Raw genomic sequence first — 16397 nt, forward strand, 5'->3', positions numbered from 1 at the left:
GACCGGCAGGGACGCTTCTGGCAATGGTTACAGACTTCGCCCCGGGCGGCGGGTGGTGCCCCGGCCTCCTCCGCCTCCCCCCGGCCACCGAGCCCGAGGTCCTGGCCCGCCTCCTCACCACGGCCGCCCGCACCGTCCCGGACGGCTTCCTCCCTTCGGTCGAAGGCGAGAAGGGCGCGGCCTTCGAACCGATGCTCCGTCTGCCGGCCGAGTAGGACAGCCCCGCCGCGCGCCGCCTTCAGGACCGAACGCATCCCTTCCCCAGCCCGACCCCGCCGTGCCCACGACGGCTGGCGTGGCGCGTGCCGGTTCCAGTTCACGGGCTCGGACGGTTCGGCGTAGCTTGGCACCGTGCCCGCATACGCGGGTACCCGGGTCAGTGTCCCGGTCGCGGACGGTATCCCCGCTCTCGGTCGTCGGGGGCACCGAGCAGCAGAAGGGGGCTCGCGGGGTGCTGGACACACCCGACGAGCCCGTACCGAGCAAGGGCCGGCGGGGCTCAAATGATCTGAGCCCCGCCGGTCACCCCTTGCCGACCACCAGATGAGCCGGGGTGGTCAGGACGACGAGCAGTGGCAGGAGTTGTCCGGTGGCAATGGCTGTGGTGGCCGTGCTCGAGGAGGGCCTGGTGGGTCTGGCGGGCCTGTTCGGTGAGGTCGGCGCCGACGCGGCGTTCTTATGCGACCCAGCAGTACACGTTCTGGTTCTGACGTTGGGCGGTAGTGACAAGGGCAGCCAGATCGCCCACGATCCTGTCGGCGATTTCGGTGTCGATGACCTCGCCGTCCTCCGCACGCAGCTGAACCCACGAGGCAGCGACGTCGCGCAACCTGGTGTGCCCTGCGTCCGCGAGTGCAGTGGTCAGACGAGGCGAGATGGCGAAGACGACGCACCCGTCATTGTCTTGGCCGGCGACGAGGCGAGGCTCACCGGCTTCGACGAGCTCCTCAAAGCTGCCGCCGGCCAGGAGGCACTCCCACTCGACCACAGCTGCCTCGGGGCCGAAGTTACCGAAAGACAGCGACTCGAATGCCCATCCCGGCCCAGTCGCGAGGGCCATGCCCGCTGACATATCATCCGCCGCCACGAAGAACTTCACCATGATGCTCGCCCGGGCATCATGCCCGACCGCCTTCGTGCGGAAGATGCCCTATGCCCGGCGGCCCTTGGGACGGCCGACCCGGGTCTCCAGCAGCACGCCCATCAGCTCCGCCTCGCCCGCCCCGGTGAGCAGCCGCTTGGGCACGATCAGCAGGCCGGACATCCAGCCGAGGCGGCCAGTCACGACGTACACCCGCTCCGTCTCGTAGGAGCGGTACATGCTGCGCCACGGCACGCGCATGAGTTCGTCACCGCCGCGGACGATGACGAAGCCGGCGGCGTCGATGGTGGCCTGCTTCTCGCCCTTGGCCTGGTCGGCACGGAACGCGCGGCCGGCGAGCAGCGGGGGCAGGAACAGGCCGAGCACCCCGTAGACCACGGCGAGGGCCAGCAGGCCGCCGTTGACCGGGCCGCTACCGGAAAAGGGCCCCAGGCTCAAGGCCGCCATCAGCACGGCAGCCACCACGATGAGCCACCGCAGGCGCCGGAACGTCCCGGTGGCCGCGACCGCCTCGTCGAACTCCTCCCGCGTCAGGGTCCCGCTGAAGATGATCGTTGCCTGCCGTATGTCGTCCACGAGCGCGGATCCCACCGCCGCGCATGGAGTGGAAAGCCGGCGGCTACTACCACCCCAGCGGCCAGCCTGACTCGGTTTCTGGCGATGGGGTACGCACGGACCTCGGCTGACACCACCTCACCCACCGATAACGGACCCCAGCCGGGCAGGAAGCCTGGGTTCAGAAAATTGAACTCACTCAGCAGCGTCGACGCAGATGGCGATCGCTGTCACGGTGACAGGCTGCGCGCCTTCGTTGACACCGTAGACGCTCCAGTTGTTCGGCGGCTCCGTCGTCGCCTGAAGGAACTGCTCATTCTCAGGACGGAAACCGCCGGGGAAGCTGTCGTATCCCCCGCCGGTGGCTACCTTCCCCGCCGGACAGAACGCAGTGACTCGTCCGTACTGGCCCGGGGCAATTTCTCCCCCGGTACCGCGAACCTGCTCTGCACCCGTCACGCCCCCTCCAGCGTTCGCTGCAGACGCCTGGTGACACGTGCCGGTCTGAGAAACCTGATTGCTGTCACCGTTGACGTTGTTCTGAAGACCGCACACCAGCGGAGACAACAGATCCCCCAGCAGTCCGTCGGCCTGCGCTCCACCCGCCCCGGCCATGGTCAGTACCGCCGCGCTCGCCATCGCCGCCGCGATACCAGAGATCCACTTCACGCGCGCTCCCTCATCCGAGTCGACCTTTCGAGTCTGAACCCGAACATAGAGAAGCAACCTCGGAGACAGCCGGACCGACACCGTCACTCACTCATATGTCTCTGCCGCGGCCCAGTGAGGTTGTTCCGGTTTGGCGGGCATCCGGAGATCTGGGCGTGTGCCCGGGAACGGATGTCCATGATGGAGAGCATGGCGAACAGGAAGCCGCGGAGGCCCCGGCGGCAGTTCACGCCGGAGTTCAAGGCGGAGATCGTGGAGTTGTGCCGGCGTGGGGACAGGTCGGTGCCCGAGGTCGTAAAGGACTTCGATCTCACCGAGACGGCCGTCCGGTTGTGGGTGGCCCAGGCCCAAGGACAGGGCCAGGATCCACGGGCGGCCGACCGCCCTGACACGTCGTTGCGGACCTTCGACTTCGACGCCGACCCCAGCATCTACGCGGCCGCCATCCACACCCTCGCCGGCTGCGAACCGAACGCGAGGAGAAGAACAGCGTCGCCATCGCCTTTAACGAGTCCTTCTCGAAAGCGCACATGTTCCGGCGAACCTGTGCCAGGCGGCGGCTGAACAGCACGGGTTCAAAACGGCAGGGCAAGCCACCGGTCCGGAACCCCGAGACTGCGCGTCAACTCGTGCTGATGCTGTGGCGATGTCATCCGACGCACCAGGCCATCATGGGCGTCGGGCTTGCAGAGGCCCGTGCCGGACGTGGCCCGACCGTCTTTGACCGGCTGGTCGAGATCATCGAAGAAGAACTCCCGGGCGGGCTGCGTCTTCGCTAGCCCGGCCACTCGGTCACCGAGTCGCCAGGCGCCCTTCGTCGACATGGTCGGCGAGATAGATCAGCGTGGATTGCGGGTCCATGGTGTTCACCAGGTCGACGAGGCGGGTGCTGCGGATCACCCGGGGCGGGAATCCGCAGTCGTCGGTGACGTGGGAGAGATGGCCCGACCGCATTCCTTGACGCTTCTACGTACTCGGCGATGCCGAGTACGGACGCCTGATCGAAAATCATGACGAGAATCCCGATCACATTCCAGGACAGGGCGGCACCCCGGCGGAATCGAACTCTTTACCGGGCGCCGGTGGACGGGGAATGTTTCCAGGCGTGAGAGGGGCGCTGATGGCGACCCTCGCGCACCACGCCCCCTTCGTTCCGAGCCGTAAAGCGCCACGGACCGGAATGGCCTCCATTCCCCCGGAGCCCCTTCAGGGAACAGTGCCGAACGACCGGCGGTATGACACCACCGCGCACGCTATCCACGCACTTCCTTCCTGCGCCGGTTGACACCATCAGGCCTCGGAACGACACCGTGCGCTCGGTCCGGGCAAGTGACCCGGGCCGGCGTCTGGTTGTACGTTTTTTCTTACCGAAGGCATATTCCGACCCGCGGTCCTCGCCGTTGAGAGGGACGGGCATGACGAGCCACGCTACTGAAGTCGACCTCGAAGAACTCCTCCGACAGGCCCTGGACTCCACGGGAGAGCGCGCCCGCTGGGCCACCGACACGGACGAGATGTGGTGCCGCCTCACGCTCCCGGCCGCAACACCGCGCGAGCAGGGCTGGAAGCTCCACGTCTCGGCGACCACCGCCTCCGCACCCGACGTCCTCGTCCGGGCGCTCGGCGTGCTGCTGCGGGACGCCTCGGCCTTCAAGTTCGCCCGGTCCCTCGACCAGGTGAGTGCGCTCAACTCCCGTGGCACGCCCCGGGGGAGCTCCGGGAAGTTCATCACCGTCTACCCGCGCTCCGACGCCGACGCGGCCCGGATCGCGGGGGAACTGCACGCGGCGACGCAGGGGCTGGCCGGCCCCCGGATCCTCTCGGACCAGCCCTACGCCGTGAACAGCCTGGTCCACTACCGCTACGGTGCCTTCGTCGGCCGGCGCAGGCTCTCCGACGACGGCCTGCTCGTCTGGTACATCGAGGACCCCGACGGCAACCCCGTCGAGGACGTACGCACCGGCCAGTACGCGCCCCCGCCCTGGGCGGTCAGCCCCTTCCCCGCATCGGTGCCGGCCCCGCCGAGAGCGCGGGAGGCTCCGAAGGCCCCTGTCCTGCTCGGCGGGCGCTTCTCGGTCCGGGAGGCGATCCGGCACACCAACAAGGGAGGCGTCTACCGGGGCACTGACGTCACCACGGGCGCGCCGGTGGTCATCAAGGAGGCCCGCCCGCACGTGGAGACCGACGCGTCGGGCCGCGACGTCCGCGACTGGCTGCGCGCCGAGGCCCGCGTCCTGGAGGAGCTCCGCGGCACCGGCCTGGCCCCCGAGCCCCTCGCGGTGTTCGATCACGCCGGCCACCTTTTCCTCGCCCAAGAGGAGATACCGGGCCTGCCCCTGCGCAACTGGGTCGCCGAGCACTTCCGCGACGCCGGCGCCGAACGCTACCGCGCCGACGCCCTCACCCAGGCAGGCCGCCTGGTCGACCTCGTCGCCGCGGCGCACGCGCACGGCTGCGTCCTGCGGGACTTCACCCCCGGCAACATCATGGTGCGCCCCGACGGCGAACTGCGCCTCATCGATCTCGAACTCGCCGTCCTGCAGGGCGACACCGCCCTCCCCACGACGGTGGGCACTCCCGGGTTCAGCGCGCCCGAACGCCTGGCGGGCGCCGCCGTCGCCCCGACCGCCGACTACTACAGCCTCGGCGCCACCCTGTGCTTCGTCCTGATGGGAAAGGTGCCCCAGCTGCTGTCCGAGGAGCCTGCCGACCGGTCCGCGGACCAGCGGCTCGCCGCGTGGCTGGCCGCCGCCGGGGCCGCGTTCCCCCTGCCGGACGGCCTGCCCGGGACGATCCTCGCCCTGATGAAGGAGGCCCCGGCCGAACGCTGGGACCCGGCCACCGCCCGCGCGGCCCTGCACGGAACGCGGCGGACGGGCACCCGGAGCCCCGCGGCCCCGCCGCCGCCCGACGCGACGTGGGCCGCGGTGGAGGGCATCGTCAACCACCTCGTCGATTCGATGACGCCGAAGGACGCGCGGCGGCTGTGGCCCGTGTCCACCAAGGCCGGAGAAACGGACCCCTGTACGGTCCAGCAGGGCGCGGCCGGCGTCCTCGCCGTCCTGACCCGGTACTTCCACCTCACCGGCGACCCGCGCCTGCCGGAGGTGATCTCCACCGCCGGCCGCTGGATCGCGGAGCGGACCGACACCCGCTCCGCCCGCCCCGGTCTGCATTTCGGCGGCCGGGGGACCGCCTGGGCACTGTACGCGGCCGCACGCACCGTCGACGACCAAGCCCTCGCGGACCACGCGACGGCCCTCGCCCTGGCCCCGCAGGAACCGACGCCCAGCCACGACATCACCCACGGCCAAGCCGGCAGCGGACTGGCGGCCGTCCACCTGTGGCACCGCACCGGCGACCCCCGCTTCGCCGGACTCGTCACCGACGCGGCCGACCGGCTCGCCGCCGCCGCGCGCCCCGCCCCGTACGGCGTGAGCTGGCCCATCCCGGCGGAATCCGGCGTCGGCGCGGAAGCCGGCAAGCGCTATCTCGGCTTCGCCCACGGAACGTCCGGCATCGGATACTTCCTCCTCGAAGCCGCGGCCGTCACCGGCCGCGGCGACTACCTCGACCTGGCCCTGGAGGCCGGCGAGGAACTGGTGGCCGCCGCCGTGCGGGTCGGCGGGGCGGCCCAGTGGCCGACGCAGGCTGGTGACGTGCCCACGGCCCCGTACTGGTGCCACGGCTCGGCGGGCATCGGCACCTTCCTGCTCCGGCTCTGGCAGACCACCGGGGACGACCGCTTCGGCGAACTCGCCCGCGCCGCCGCACGCGCCGTCGTGGAACGCGCCCCCCGCGCGCCCCTCGCCCAGTGTCACGGCCTGGCGGGCAACGGGGACTTCCTCCTCGACCTGGCCGCGGCCACCGAAGACCCCGCCCACCACGCGGCGGCCGAGTACCTGGCTCGTCTCGTCGTCGCCGAAGGGGCCCACCGTGACGGCCACGTCGTCTTCCCCACCGAGTACGGCGACGTCTCGACGGGCTGGAGCGACGGCAGTGCGGGCATCCTCGCGTTCCTCCTGAGGACCCGCCACAACGACTCCCGGCACTGGACCATCCAGCAGCCGGGCTGAGCGGCAGGGGAACCTGCCGCACCCTCACAGAGAAGGAGAAAGCCATGGAGACCCGCGACCTCGAACTGCTGGCCCACCTGCACGCCCTTCCCGAGACCGACCCGGTCGGCGCCGACGGCGCCCCCTTCGCCGACACCTGCGCCTGCGTCGGCCTCCTGACCCTCCTCAACACCGTGTGTGTGGGCATCAGCTGCGCCTGACCCGACACGAGGCCCCGACGTCGGCCCCCTCGGGCACAACCCCGTAGCACCCGCCCGCGCGGGACTGAGACGCCGAGGTCCTGACGGCCTCCGGCCGGCGGTCGCCCACAGCGGCGCCGTCGGCCGGAGCACCCATCCGCTCCAGGCGGGGAGCCGGGCCCGGGCCCGGCTCCCCGCCACCCCACCCAGGCCGTCCCCTCCGGATCCTGCCCGGCCCGCGCAGCCCGGCAGGATCCGCAGGAGACGACCTGGTCCGCCGCGCACGCACCGCAGACGAGGACCGCCCATGCAGCCACACGTCCGTGACGACGCCCCGCCCCGGGCCGTCCTCCCGGCCGCCGCGCCCGGAGAACCCGACGCGGCGCGTCCCGGGCCCGGGACGGCGTACGCCATCAGCACGCGCGGACTGGTCAAGAGCTACCCGGGCCCGGACGGCACCACCACGCACGCCGTGCGCGGCCTCGACCTCGACGTACGCCAGGGCGAGGCGTTCGCCTTCCTCGGCCCCAACGGCGCGGGGAAGTCCACCACCATCGCCCTGCTCTGCGCCCTGGCCAGACCCACCGCCGGCACCGCCACCGTGGCCGGCGCCGACGTACTCACCCAGCCTGACCGGGTACGGCGGAACGTCGGCATGCTCTTCCAGCACAGCGCCCTGGACATGGACCTGACGGCCGAACAGAACCTCCACATCCACGCCCGGCTCTACGGAATGACCCGCCGCCGCGCCCGCCGCCGCGCCACCGAGACCCTGGAGGCCGTCGGTCTGGCCGACCGGCGCCGTTCCTCCGTCCGCACCCTGTCCGGCGGCATGCGACGACGCCTCGAACTCGCCCGCGGCCTGCTGCACGAGCCGCGGATCCTGTTCCTCGACGAGCCGACCACGGGACTCGACCCGCACGCCCGGGCCCAGGTCTGGGAACACCTGCACGCCCTGTGCGACCGTGAGGGCACCACGCTCTTCGTCACCACCCACTACCTGGGCGAGGCGGAGGACTGCGACCGCCTCGCCGTCATCGACGGCGGCCGGCTCGTGGCCCAGGGGACACCCTCCGCCCTGAAGGCCGCGATCGGCGACGACCGGGTGGTGCTGCGCACCGGTGACGACCCGGCGGCGCGCGCGGTCGTACGCGAGGCCGTGCCGCCCGACACCGCCACGACCCTCGGCCCCGAGGGGATCGCCCTGCGCCTGCCCGACGGCGGCTCCTGGATCCCGCGCCTGTGCGCCGCCCTGGCGGCCCACGGCCTCCCCGTCCACGCCGCCTCCGCGACCCCGCCGACGCTCGACGACGTCTTCTTCCACCACACCGGCCGCAGCATCCACGGCGCACGCCCCGGAACGGACGCCGCCACGGGGGCCGGCTCCACGGCGGCCGGCACCGCGGCGGCCGGCAAGGAGGCCCGATGACCGCGTCCGCCGCACGGGCTCCGCGAGCCCCCGCCGATGCTCCGGAGCCCCTACCACTCGAAAGCCTGCGCCGCGAACTGCGGGCCGTCCACGCCCTCGTCCGCCGCGATCTGCTGCGTCTGGCCTCCCAGCGCGTCCACACCGCGCTGATGCTGATCCAGCCGGTGCTCTACCTCTTCATCCTCGGGGGCGGCATGGCCGCACTGATCCCCGAGGCGGCCCTCGGCGTCGGCTACCAGACCTACCTGTTCCCCGGCATGCTCATGATGACGGTGCAGGGCCCGGCAATGATTGTCGGCGTCCGGCTGATCACCGACCGGCAGAGCGGCTACCTGCGCGAACTGCTGATGGCACCCGTACACCGCTCCACCCTCCTGTTCGGCCTGTGCGCCGGCGGCACGGCCGTCGCCACGGCCCAGGGCGCCGTACTGCTCGCCCTCGCCGGGGCAGTGGGCCTCCCCTACGATCCGCTCCTGCTGGCGCTGCTGCTGGCCGGCATGGTGCTGGCCTCCTTCACCATCACCGCCCTGTCCCTGGCCCTGGCCGTGAGCCTGGCCCGGCCCGAGATGTTCCACATGCTGCTCGGCCTGGTGATGATGCCGCTGCTGTTCCTCTCCGGCGGCTTCTTCCCGCTGCAGAACCTGCCCGGCTGGGCCCAGGCACTGGCCGCGGCCAACCCGCTCGCCTACGGCGTCGACCTGCTGCGCCGCGCCATCGCGATCCGCGAACCGCACCGGGCGGCCGCGACGGGCATCGAATGGTTCGGCCACCATCCCCCGCTCGCCCTCGAATCGGCGGGCCTCCTGGCGATCGGCGTCCTCGCGCTCCTCTGGGCCGCCCACCGCTTCGCCCGCCCCGAATGACCCCCCGACGCCGAGACCGCGAATCCGGCCGGGTGCGGGACCGCGGCCGTGCCGTAGGGGTCCTCGGCATCGGTACCGACCACACCGGTCGGCGCCGGCCCGAGCGGCGCACGCCGCGAACCATGAGGAGAAGGCCCGGCTTGATGCTCAAGCCGGGCCGGCCGTGCGTCGCCGCGCGGGATCAGTCGTCAGGTGAGTTCCAGGAGCGCGATGCGGATCGTCCGGCGTCGCCGCACATGCCCTCGACCCACTTGTCCTCGGCGGCCGGCAGGCGTCGTGGCCCACGCTGGAGTCGCAGAGGTTGACATAGCGGTCGCCGAAGAACTCCGCGCCTGCACCTCGACGTCCTGGTCGACGACATCGACCAGGGCATCGCCCGGGTCGTCGCCCTCGGCAGCCGGTTCACCGGCGAACGCCACGGCTGCGACGAGGGCGTGGTCGTCGTGATGGCCGACAACCGGTCGATCACCCGTACCTCCCCCATCACCGCCAACGGGCCCGTACCGGGCGCGGCCGGCCGGCGTACCGACGCCCCCGAAGGTCCGGCCGTCGGCTCGGACATCGCGTGGTGCTCCTCATCCCGGCCCGGTGACAGCCGGCTCAGCGATCGACTACCCAGTGCGCGTCCTTCGGCCAGGACCGCGTGCCAGCGATCTGCCGTACGAGTCTGAGCCGACATCGCGAACGAGGCCGAGCGATGTGGCCGGTCAAGAGTATTGAAAAGGGCATGTCACATGTGCCATTTTACAGCGCAGCCCGTCGAGTACGGGACTCAACTCCCGTCCCCAGGAGTGAACTGTGCGCGCCATGGCCGTCATCACCGCCCTGTTCACAGCCGCCATCGCGGCCTCCCCCGCCCAGGCCTCCCAGGCCGGCCCCACGCCGGACCACCCGTTCTCGGACCCTGGCCAGCGGCCGGCCCACGGCATCGCGGAAGGTGCCTACGGTGCGACCGGAACGACCGGCGGCAAACTGGAATCGCGCATCCTGCCGATCGTCCACAACTGCAGCCCCTCACTGCGCATACGCGCCCAGGAGATGACCGCCGCCCAGCTGACGGCGACCTGCGCCAGCCTGGCGAACCAGGACGCCTACTTCCACAGCGTGGTGAAGGACTCCGGGCCGGTCGCCGACGACCACAACACCACCCTGGAAGTCGACGTGTTCAACTCGAGCGCCGACTACAAGGCCTACGCGGGGCGGATCTACGGCATCGACACCGACAACGGCGGCATGTACCTCGAGGGGGACCCCTCGCGGACGGGCAACCAGCCGCGGTTCATCTGCTACGAGCGCACGGACGTGACCCCCGGCTGGCAGATCTGGAACCTCAACCACGAGTACACCCACTACCTCGACGGCCGCTTCGACCTGCACGGGGACTTCGACGCCAGCCAGTCCACCCCCACCGTGTGGTGGGGCGAGGGCATCGCGGAGTACGTCTCCTACTCCTACCGGGACGTCACCTACTCCAACGCCCTGGCCGAGGCCGGCAAGCACACGTACTCCCTGCGCACGCTGTTCGACACCACCTACGCCAACAGCGACGTCAACCGCACCTACAACTGGGGCTACCTCGCCGCCCGCTACATGGTCGAGAAGCACCCCGCCGACGTCGCGACCGTACTCGGCCACTACCGCAACGGGAACTGGACCGCCGCCCGTTCCTTCCTCACCTCGCTGGACCACGAAAGCGACTGGAACGCCTGGCTGACGTCCGTGGCGACGGCCGCCTGACCCATCATGCACGGCGAGGGCGCTCCCCAGAGGACGGATGCCGCTTTCGCCAGGCGTACGAGGGGGGCGTGATGATCGACCTGGGCCAACCCGCGGTTCCCTCGGGTGCCTCCCGGCCCCGGAGGTGCCCACTTTCGCACTGCGCAACGGCCTAGTGCAGGTCGGGGACGACGCCCAGCTGTTGGAGGAACCCCAGGACATCCTTGTCCGACCACTTCTCCGCGAGCCTGCCGTTCTCGATGCGGTGGATCACGGTGCCGGTCATGGTCAGCGGCGCGCCGGTGGCGGGGATGCCCGGGAGGTCGCCCCGGTGCACCCCGTGGGCCGTCAGCCGGGTCACGACCTTGTCGCCCTCCGCGATCTGGTCCTCGATGTCGTGCGTTCCGGGGGTGGCCTCCCAGAAGAGCCGGAACGCCTGCTTCAGGCCCTCGCGCCCCTGTGCGAGCCCGGGGAACGGCGGAGGCGAGTGGTCGAGGTAGTCCTCGGCCACCAGGTCGTCCATGGCGTCGAGGTTCCCCGCGTCGATCTCGCGGTAGAACCGGCGGACCAGCTTCTTGTTCTCCTCAGGTGACACGGGGGGCCTCTCTGCGTGTGCCGGGCGCACCGCCCGCGGGGTTGCGCGCATCGTCACCCACCCCTCCCCCGGCCGGGCTCCCGGCGCGCCGGAACGGGGCGGACGTCGCCCGGGCAGAGCACGCGGCGGCGTCCGGTGCCCGGTGCGGCGGGGACGGCTCGCGGATGGCCGAAACACCCTCGCCCAGGACCCACTTGGCGCCTGCGGCGGTTTGGCGGACGCCTCACCGAGTAGGCGTACGCCTGTGCGTCCGCCGTATCCGTCGCGGTCGGGATGCCCCCTGGCCCGTAGGAGGTGACACCGCGTACGGATCGTCCGCCGACGACGCCGTCGCACCACACGGCGTCTTCCTCGACCCGGGAGAACCATGACCCCGATCCTCTTCGTCCATGCCAAGGGCGGCCCTCCCCTGGAGTACGCGGTCCCGCGCATGGCCGCCCACGCCGAGGTGCATGTCCTGGCCCTCGCGCCGTTACCCCGGACCACCGAGTCGGCGTGGCTGCCGGGGTGCGCGTCGGTCACCACCGTCCCGCCGGGCGAGGGGGTGGAACTGGTCGATCTGATCTGTTCCCACGCCCGCCGCGTCGGCGCCGGGGCGGTGCTGACCCTGTCGGAGTACGCGGTGGTGGCCGTCGCCCACGCGAGCCTGCGGCTCGGTCTGCGCGGCGCCGGCGAACGGGTGGCGGGGGCGCGGGACAAGCGCCTGATGCGCCGGATCTGGCGGGATGCCGGAGTCCCCGTGCCGGGGTTCACGGAGGTCCACTCCCCGGATGACATCACGGCCGCCTTCGAGACCCTGCGGCCGCCGCTCCTGCTGAAGGCGGCGTGGAGCGCGGGTTCCACCGGCCACCTCACCGTGTGGAACGAGCAGGAGGCCGAGGCCGCCTGGAAGACCGGGCGTTCCGTCATGGAGGCCTCCTCCGCGCGGGGATACGCCGAACTGCACGCGGCGGACGCGGGCGTCAGCGACTTCCTGCTGGAGGAGATCGTGACGGGCAGGGCCCGCGACTGGTTCGACGGGGACGGGTGGGGCGACTACGTCAGCGTGGAGGGGATCGTCGCCGGCGGCCGCTACCACCCACTGTGCATCACCGGGCGGATGCCGACCGTCGCCCCCTTCACCGAGCGGGCGAGCCTGGCTCCGGCCGCCCTCCCGCAGGCGTTGCAGCGCCGCGTCGAGGAGGTGTCGCGCGCCGCCGTCGACGCGCTCGGGCTCGACACCTGCGCCACCCACACCGAAGTCAAACTGGGCGCGGACGGGGCCATGTGGCTGATCGAGACCGCCGCCCGCTTCGGCGGGGTGATGACCACCCGGCAGGTGGAGGCGGTCTTCGGGCTCGACATGATCGGCATGCTGGTACGCGAGCTGCTCGGCCGGGACGTCGACTACCCGGACCGGATGCTGACCGAGGGCGAGGGCGCCGCCGGGTCCCTCGTCGTCCTCGCCGTCGACGCCGGAGGCCGGCCCTGGACCACCCTGCCGGCCTGGGGCTTCGAGGCGGTCGACTGGCCCGCCCTCATCGCACCGGGCTCCCGCGTGGAGCTGGTGCGCGAGCACAGCCTCGCGCCGGGCAGCCCGGTCCCGCCGTACGAGGAGGCCGGCGGCGCCAACTCCATGGCCGCGCTGTGCTTCATCACCGCCGAGTCCGCGCCGCGGCTGCTGGCCGACTGCGGCCGCATCGTGGCAGCCCTGCCCGACGCCCTCACCACCCGGCCTCCCTCCCCCTCCGCCGGCCGTTCGACGCCCGGGAGCCCCGCATGACCGACGCCGCAGCCGCCACCGACGCGCCGGCCCCGCGGGGCGCCGCCGTGGACGCCCTGCTCACGCTCCCGCTGTTCGAGCAGCTGGCCGGGGTACTGGGCGGGCACCCGTACGTGAAGGTCGTCGTGGACCGCGAGCAGGAGCGCTGGCACGTCCTCGACAGCGCCGTGCACTCCTTCCACGTCAACTACACAGCCACCGAGATCCTGGGGCTGACCCTCGACCAGCTCGACGCCGACCTCGACCGCTTCAACCACGAGGTCTACCAGGACCCCCGGCGGCGCTTCCTGCTCGGCGTCCTGTCGCTGCACTCCCGGGGCGGCCCGGAGCGGGACGAGCCCTTCATGGTCCTGGAGACCACCGAGGCCGACACGATGGGCGCGGAGCTGCTGGTCGAGTTCCACGCCTTCGTACGGGCCCACCTCGATCCCGCGCTGGAGCTGCTGGTGAAGCCGGCCAACCACGGGCAGGAGAACGCCCTGGCGGCGGTGCCGGAGACCGTGGTGCCCCGGGCCCGCGGCCACGCGCTCCTGGCGACCGCGCCCTTCGTGCCCTTGACGCTCGCCTCGGCCACCGGCCGGCTCCGGGCCTTCGCCTCCGGCGAGGAGTACCTGGCGTCCCGCGCGGACCTGACCTGGTACGACATCGTCGCCATGCCGGTGGTCCCCGACGACATCCCCCGGGTCGCCGGCCTGGTCAACGCCCGGCCCACCACTCCGCTGTCGCACACCAACATGCTGGCGGCCGGCTGGGGCATCCCCAACGCCATCGTCCGCGGGGTGCTCGACACGATCGCCGACGAGAAGCTGGACGGTGCCTGGGTCCGCTACGAGGTCACCGCCGACGCCTTCACCATCGAGCGCGTCGACGAGCCCCCGGACCTCGCCGAACCGACCTGGCACACCCAGCGGGTCCGCCTGGACACCCCGCAGGTCACGGACGTACCGCTGGTGCCGCTGTCCGCGCTGCGGGCCGGCGACCGCAACCGCTACGGCACCAAGGCGGCCAACCTCGGGGAACTGCACCACGTGCTGCGCCACGGATCGGCCCGGCTCACCGGCTACTACTCCGTGCCCCGGCCGCCCCGGGCCGACCTCCTCGGCCACCTGGCCGCCCGGCTGGGAAGGCCCGGGGAGGCCGACGGCGATCTCGCCGAGCACGCGGGCGAGTTCCTCACCCGGCACGTCCAGGCCCCCGCGGGCATCGCCGTGCCCTTCTCCGTGCAGCAGCGCTTCCTGGACTCCTCACCGGCCGTGCAGCAGAGCATCGGCAAGCTGAAGATGGCCCTGGAGCTGGACGCCCTGGACGTCGCGGACTCGGTCTGCCTGCAACTGCAGCACCTGGTGCGCACCCTCCCGGTGCCCGAGGACCTGGTGCGCGCCCTGGACACGCAGCTGGTCGAGCACCTGGCGGGTACGGGCCGCTTCGCCGTGCGGTCCTCCTCCAACGCCGAGGACCTGCCGGGCTTCTCCGCGGCCGGGGTCTACGAGTCCCACACCAAGGTCACCGACCTGCCGGGGCTGCTGGACGCCGTCCGCGGGGTGTGGGCCTCGCTGCTCTCGCCGCGCAGCGTGCGGCTGCGCCACCAGGCCGGCCTCTCGCTGGACGACACGTACATGGGGGTGATCGTCCAGCGCTACGAGCCGTCCCCGATCGGAGGCGTCATGGTCACCTGCAACCCGACCAACCGGGCCGACTTCCGCAACGTGTACCTCAACTGCGCGCACGGCTCCACGGCCGATGTCGTCGACGGCCGGACGCTGCCCCTGCAGTACCTGTACAACACGGTCGAGGGCGGCGGCCGCACGGTCTCGCTGGGCACGGCCACCGAGGACCTGCCGCAGGAGACCCGCGAGCACCTGGGCCGGCTGGCGCTGGCCGGCCGGCTGCTCCAGTCCCACTTCGCCACGGACTACACCTTCGCAGGGCCGCTCGACATCGAATGGCTGCTCGCACCGGACGGCTCCCTGCACATCCTCCAGCTGCGCCCGTACAGCGCCTGACCCCGTCCCTACGTATCCGCGTACCGGCCCACCCCAAGGTAAGCCGAAGGTCATCCATGCCCCTCGCCCTGCGCACGCGCGGGATGCGCCGCGTCCGTCCGCCCGCCGCGGTGCTCCGCGTCATCCGGCTGAACAACGGTTTCCAGCTGTTGTTCAACCTGCTGTGGTGGATGCCCGTCTTCTACCAGTACCAGAGGCAGGCAGGCCTCACGGACAGCCAGATCTTCGGCATCCAGAGCGTCTACTACGTGGCGTTCTGCCTGCTGGAGATACCCACCGGCTTCATCGCCGACCGCATCGGACAGCGCCGCTGCATGCAGCTCGGGGCGGCCGTGATGACGGCCGCGAACCTCCTGCCGGTCGCCTCGCCGTCCTTCGCGGGCTTCATGGCGCACTTCCTGGCCATCGCCGCCGCCCGCTCCCTGGTGTCCGGGGCCTCCAGCGCCTACCTGTACGAGTACCTGCACGAGCACGGCGCGGACGAGCACTACGTACAGGCCGAGGGCACGGCCCGGGCCCTCGGCCTCTGGGCGAAGATCGCCTGCTGGCCGCTGGTCGGCGTCCTGATGCACGTCCGGCACGAGGCCCCGTACGTGCTGACCGCCCTGTGCGCGCTCGGTTCGCTGGTGTGCGCCGCGGCCCTCCCGGCGATCGGTGCGCCCGGCCGGGGCGCCCACCCGCCGGCGGAGCGCGCCGGGCTCCTCGGTTCGGCCCGCCAGGCGGCGAGGGTGCTCGCCACGTCGCGGTCCCTCGGGCCGTTGATGGTGCAGGGGGTGGCCGTGTTCACGCTCGCCCGCATCTGCCAGGTCAACCTCTTCCAGCCGCTGCTCCTCGAGAAGGACCTCCCCGTCGCCGACCACGGTGCGGTCCTGTCGGCGATGACGGTCGCGGAGGCCGTCGGATCGGCGCGGACCGGCTGGCTGCGCAACAGGCTCTCCGACACCACGGCTGTAACCGTCCTCAGTGTGGTCATGGCCCTCACGCTCGCGGCCACCACGCTGGCCGGGGGCCCGGGCACGGTCCTGTGGCTGTGCGTGTTCGCCGCCGCGGCGGGCCTCGCGTACCCGGTACAGCGCAACCTGATCAACGGGGCCATCCCGCCGACCCCCTACCGGGCGACGCTGCTGTCGGTGGAGTCCATCGTCGACCGCGGCGTGTGCGCGCTGGTGGCGCTGGCCGTCGGCGCCTACCTGGCGGCGGACCGCCTCGACGCGCTCCTCGTGCACGCGGCGGCGGGCACGTGTCTGCTGCTGCTCGTCGTGGGCGTCGTCCTGCGGCGGCTGCGTCGGGGCCGGGGGGCCGTTCCGGTGACCGGGAGCCGCTGACCGGTTGCCGTGGTGGCCGTCGCCGCGTGGCTGTCGCCGGCTGTGGGGCGGGGCCCGGTGCGTGGTCGTACCGGACGGTGATAACGCGCCCTGTCCCGGGCGGACGGAGGGGCCACCGGCAGG

General features: G+C 71.9%; 15 protein-coding genes and 1 pseudogene. 11 read left to right on the forward strand and 5 right to left on the reverse strand.

Annotated elements, in window-relative coordinates; translation table 11 throughout:
* Positions 1-23: 23 nt before the first annotated feature.
* Positions 24-215, forward strand: a complete 192-nt coding sequence (locus D1J60_RS00275; RefSeq protein ID WP_125819625.1) for a hypothetical protein — start codon at positions 24-26, stop codon at positions 213-215.
* A gap of 461 nt (positions 216-676) precedes the next feature.
* Here D1J60_RS00275 and D1J60_RS00280 read toward each other — a convergent pair whose 3' ends face one another.
* From D1J60_RS00280 to D1J60_RS37065, 3 genes are all read right to left on the reverse strand, one after another.
* The gene (locus D1J60_RS00280) at positions 677-1102 is read right to left on the reverse strand and encodes a hypothetical protein (RefSeq protein WP_125819626.1); all 426 of its coding nucleotides are present in this window, start codon (positions 1100-1102) and stop codon (positions 677-679) included.
* Between the two features lie 48 nt (positions 1103-1150).
* Positions 1151-1678 (reverse strand): YcxB family protein, encoded by a 528-nt coding sequence (locus tag D1J60_RS00285; protein ID WP_125819627.1) that lies wholly within the window; start codon positions 1676-1678, stop codon positions 1151-1153.
* Positions 1679-1852: 174 nt separating this feature from the next.
* A complete protein-coding gene (locus tag D1J60_RS37065) occupies positions 1853-2326 on the reverse strand; it encodes a hypothetical protein (RefSeq protein ID WP_164720789.1) in 474 nt (157 codons plus the stop codon).
* Between the two features lie 189 nt (positions 2327-2515).
* On the opposite strand from D1J60_RS37065, the gene D1J60_RS38570 reads away from it, so the two are divergent.
* Positions 2516-2890 carry a transposase gene (locus D1J60_RS38570; RefSeq protein WP_164720790.1) on the forward strand — a complete coding sequence of 125 codons (375 nt, stop codon included), beginning with the start codon at positions 2516-2518 and terminating at the stop codon, positions 2888-2890.
* Between the two features lie 11 nt (positions 2891-2901).
* Here D1J60_RS38570 and D1J60_RS37075 read toward each other — a convergent pair whose 3' ends face one another.
* On the reverse strand, positions 2902-3150 hold the full coding sequence (locus D1J60_RS37075) for a hypothetical protein (RefSeq protein WP_164720791.1): 249 nt from the start codon (positions 3148-3150) through the stop codon (positions 2902-2904).
* Positions 3151-3741: 591 nt separating this feature from the next.
* Between D1J60_RS37075 and lanL the strand changes: the two genes are divergently transcribed.
* The 6 genes and pseudogenes from lanL to D1J60_RS00335 all read left to right on the forward strand — a co-directional run.
* Entirely contained in the window at positions 3742-6402 is a 2661-nt protein-coding gene (gene lanL / locus D1J60_RS00310) for a class IV lanthionine synthetase LanL (protein ID WP_125819628.1), read from the forward strand.
* 44 nt (positions 6403-6446) lie between these two features.
* A complete protein-coding gene (locus D1J60_RS37080; RefSeq protein ID WP_164720792.1) occupies positions 6447-6602 on the forward strand; it encodes a VenA family class IV lanthipeptide in 156 nt (51 codons plus the stop codon).
* 286 nt (positions 6603-6888) lie between these two features.
* Complete coding sequence (locus D1J60_RS00315; RefSeq protein ID WP_125819629.1) at positions 6889-8010, forward strand: ATP-binding cassette domain-containing protein; 1122 nt, start codon at positions 6889-6891, stop codon at positions 8008-8010.
* On the forward strand, positions 8007-8873 hold the full coding sequence (locus D1J60_RS00320) for an ABC transporter permease (RefSeq protein ID WP_125819630.1): 867 nt from the start codon (positions 8007-8009) through the stop codon (positions 8871-8873). Before D1J60_RS00315 ends, D1J60_RS00320 begins: the two co-directional genes overlap by 4 nt.
* A 371-nt stretch (positions 8874-9244) precedes the next feature.
* Positions 9245-9544, forward strand: a complete 300-nt coding sequence (locus D1J60_RS37815; RefSeq protein WP_241253516.1) for a hypothetical protein — start codon at positions 9245-9247, stop codon at positions 9542-9544.
* A gap of 298 nt (positions 9545-9842) precedes the next feature.
* Positions 9843-10598 (forward strand): annotated as a pseudogene (locus D1J60_RS00335) (collagenase); the annotation flags it as partial.
* Positions 10599-10761: 163 nt separating this feature from the next.
* On the opposite strand, the gene D1J60_RS00340 reads toward D1J60_RS00335, so the two are convergent.
* Positions 10762-11184, reverse strand: a complete 423-nt coding sequence (locus tag D1J60_RS00340) for an ester cyclase (RefSeq protein WP_125819631.1) — start codon at positions 11182-11184, stop codon at positions 10762-10764.
* Between the two features lie 367 nt (positions 11185-11551).
* Here D1J60_RS00340 and D1J60_RS00345 point away from each other — a divergent pair, with 367 nt between their 5' ends.
* From D1J60_RS00345 to D1J60_RS00355, 3 genes are read left to right on the forward strand one after another with little or no spacing between them, the layout of a single operon-like run.
* Positions 11552-12946 (forward strand): ATP-grasp domain-containing protein, encoded by a 1395-nt coding sequence (locus tag D1J60_RS00345; RefSeq protein WP_125819632.1) that lies wholly within the window; start codon positions 11552-11554, stop codon positions 12944-12946.
* Positions 12943-14949: a PEP/pyruvate-binding domain-containing protein gene (locus D1J60_RS00350; protein ID WP_241253073.1), complete on the forward strand. Its 2007-nt coding sequence runs from the start codon at positions 12943-12945 to the stop codon at positions 14947-14949. Before D1J60_RS00345 ends, D1J60_RS00350 begins: the two co-directional genes overlap by 4 nt.
* 56 nt (positions 14950-15005) lie before the next feature.
* Entirely contained in the window at positions 15006-16274 is a 1269-nt protein-coding gene (locus tag D1J60_RS00355) for an MFS transporter (protein WP_206436455.1), read from the forward strand.
* The last annotated feature ends 123 nt before the right edge of the window (positions 16275-16397 follow it).

Source organism: Streptomyces sp. W1SF4 (assembly GCF_003950035.1).
Taxonomy (GTDB): Bacteria; Actinomycetota; Actinomycetes; order Streptomycetales; family Streptomycetaceae; genus Streptomyces; species Streptomyces racemochromogenes.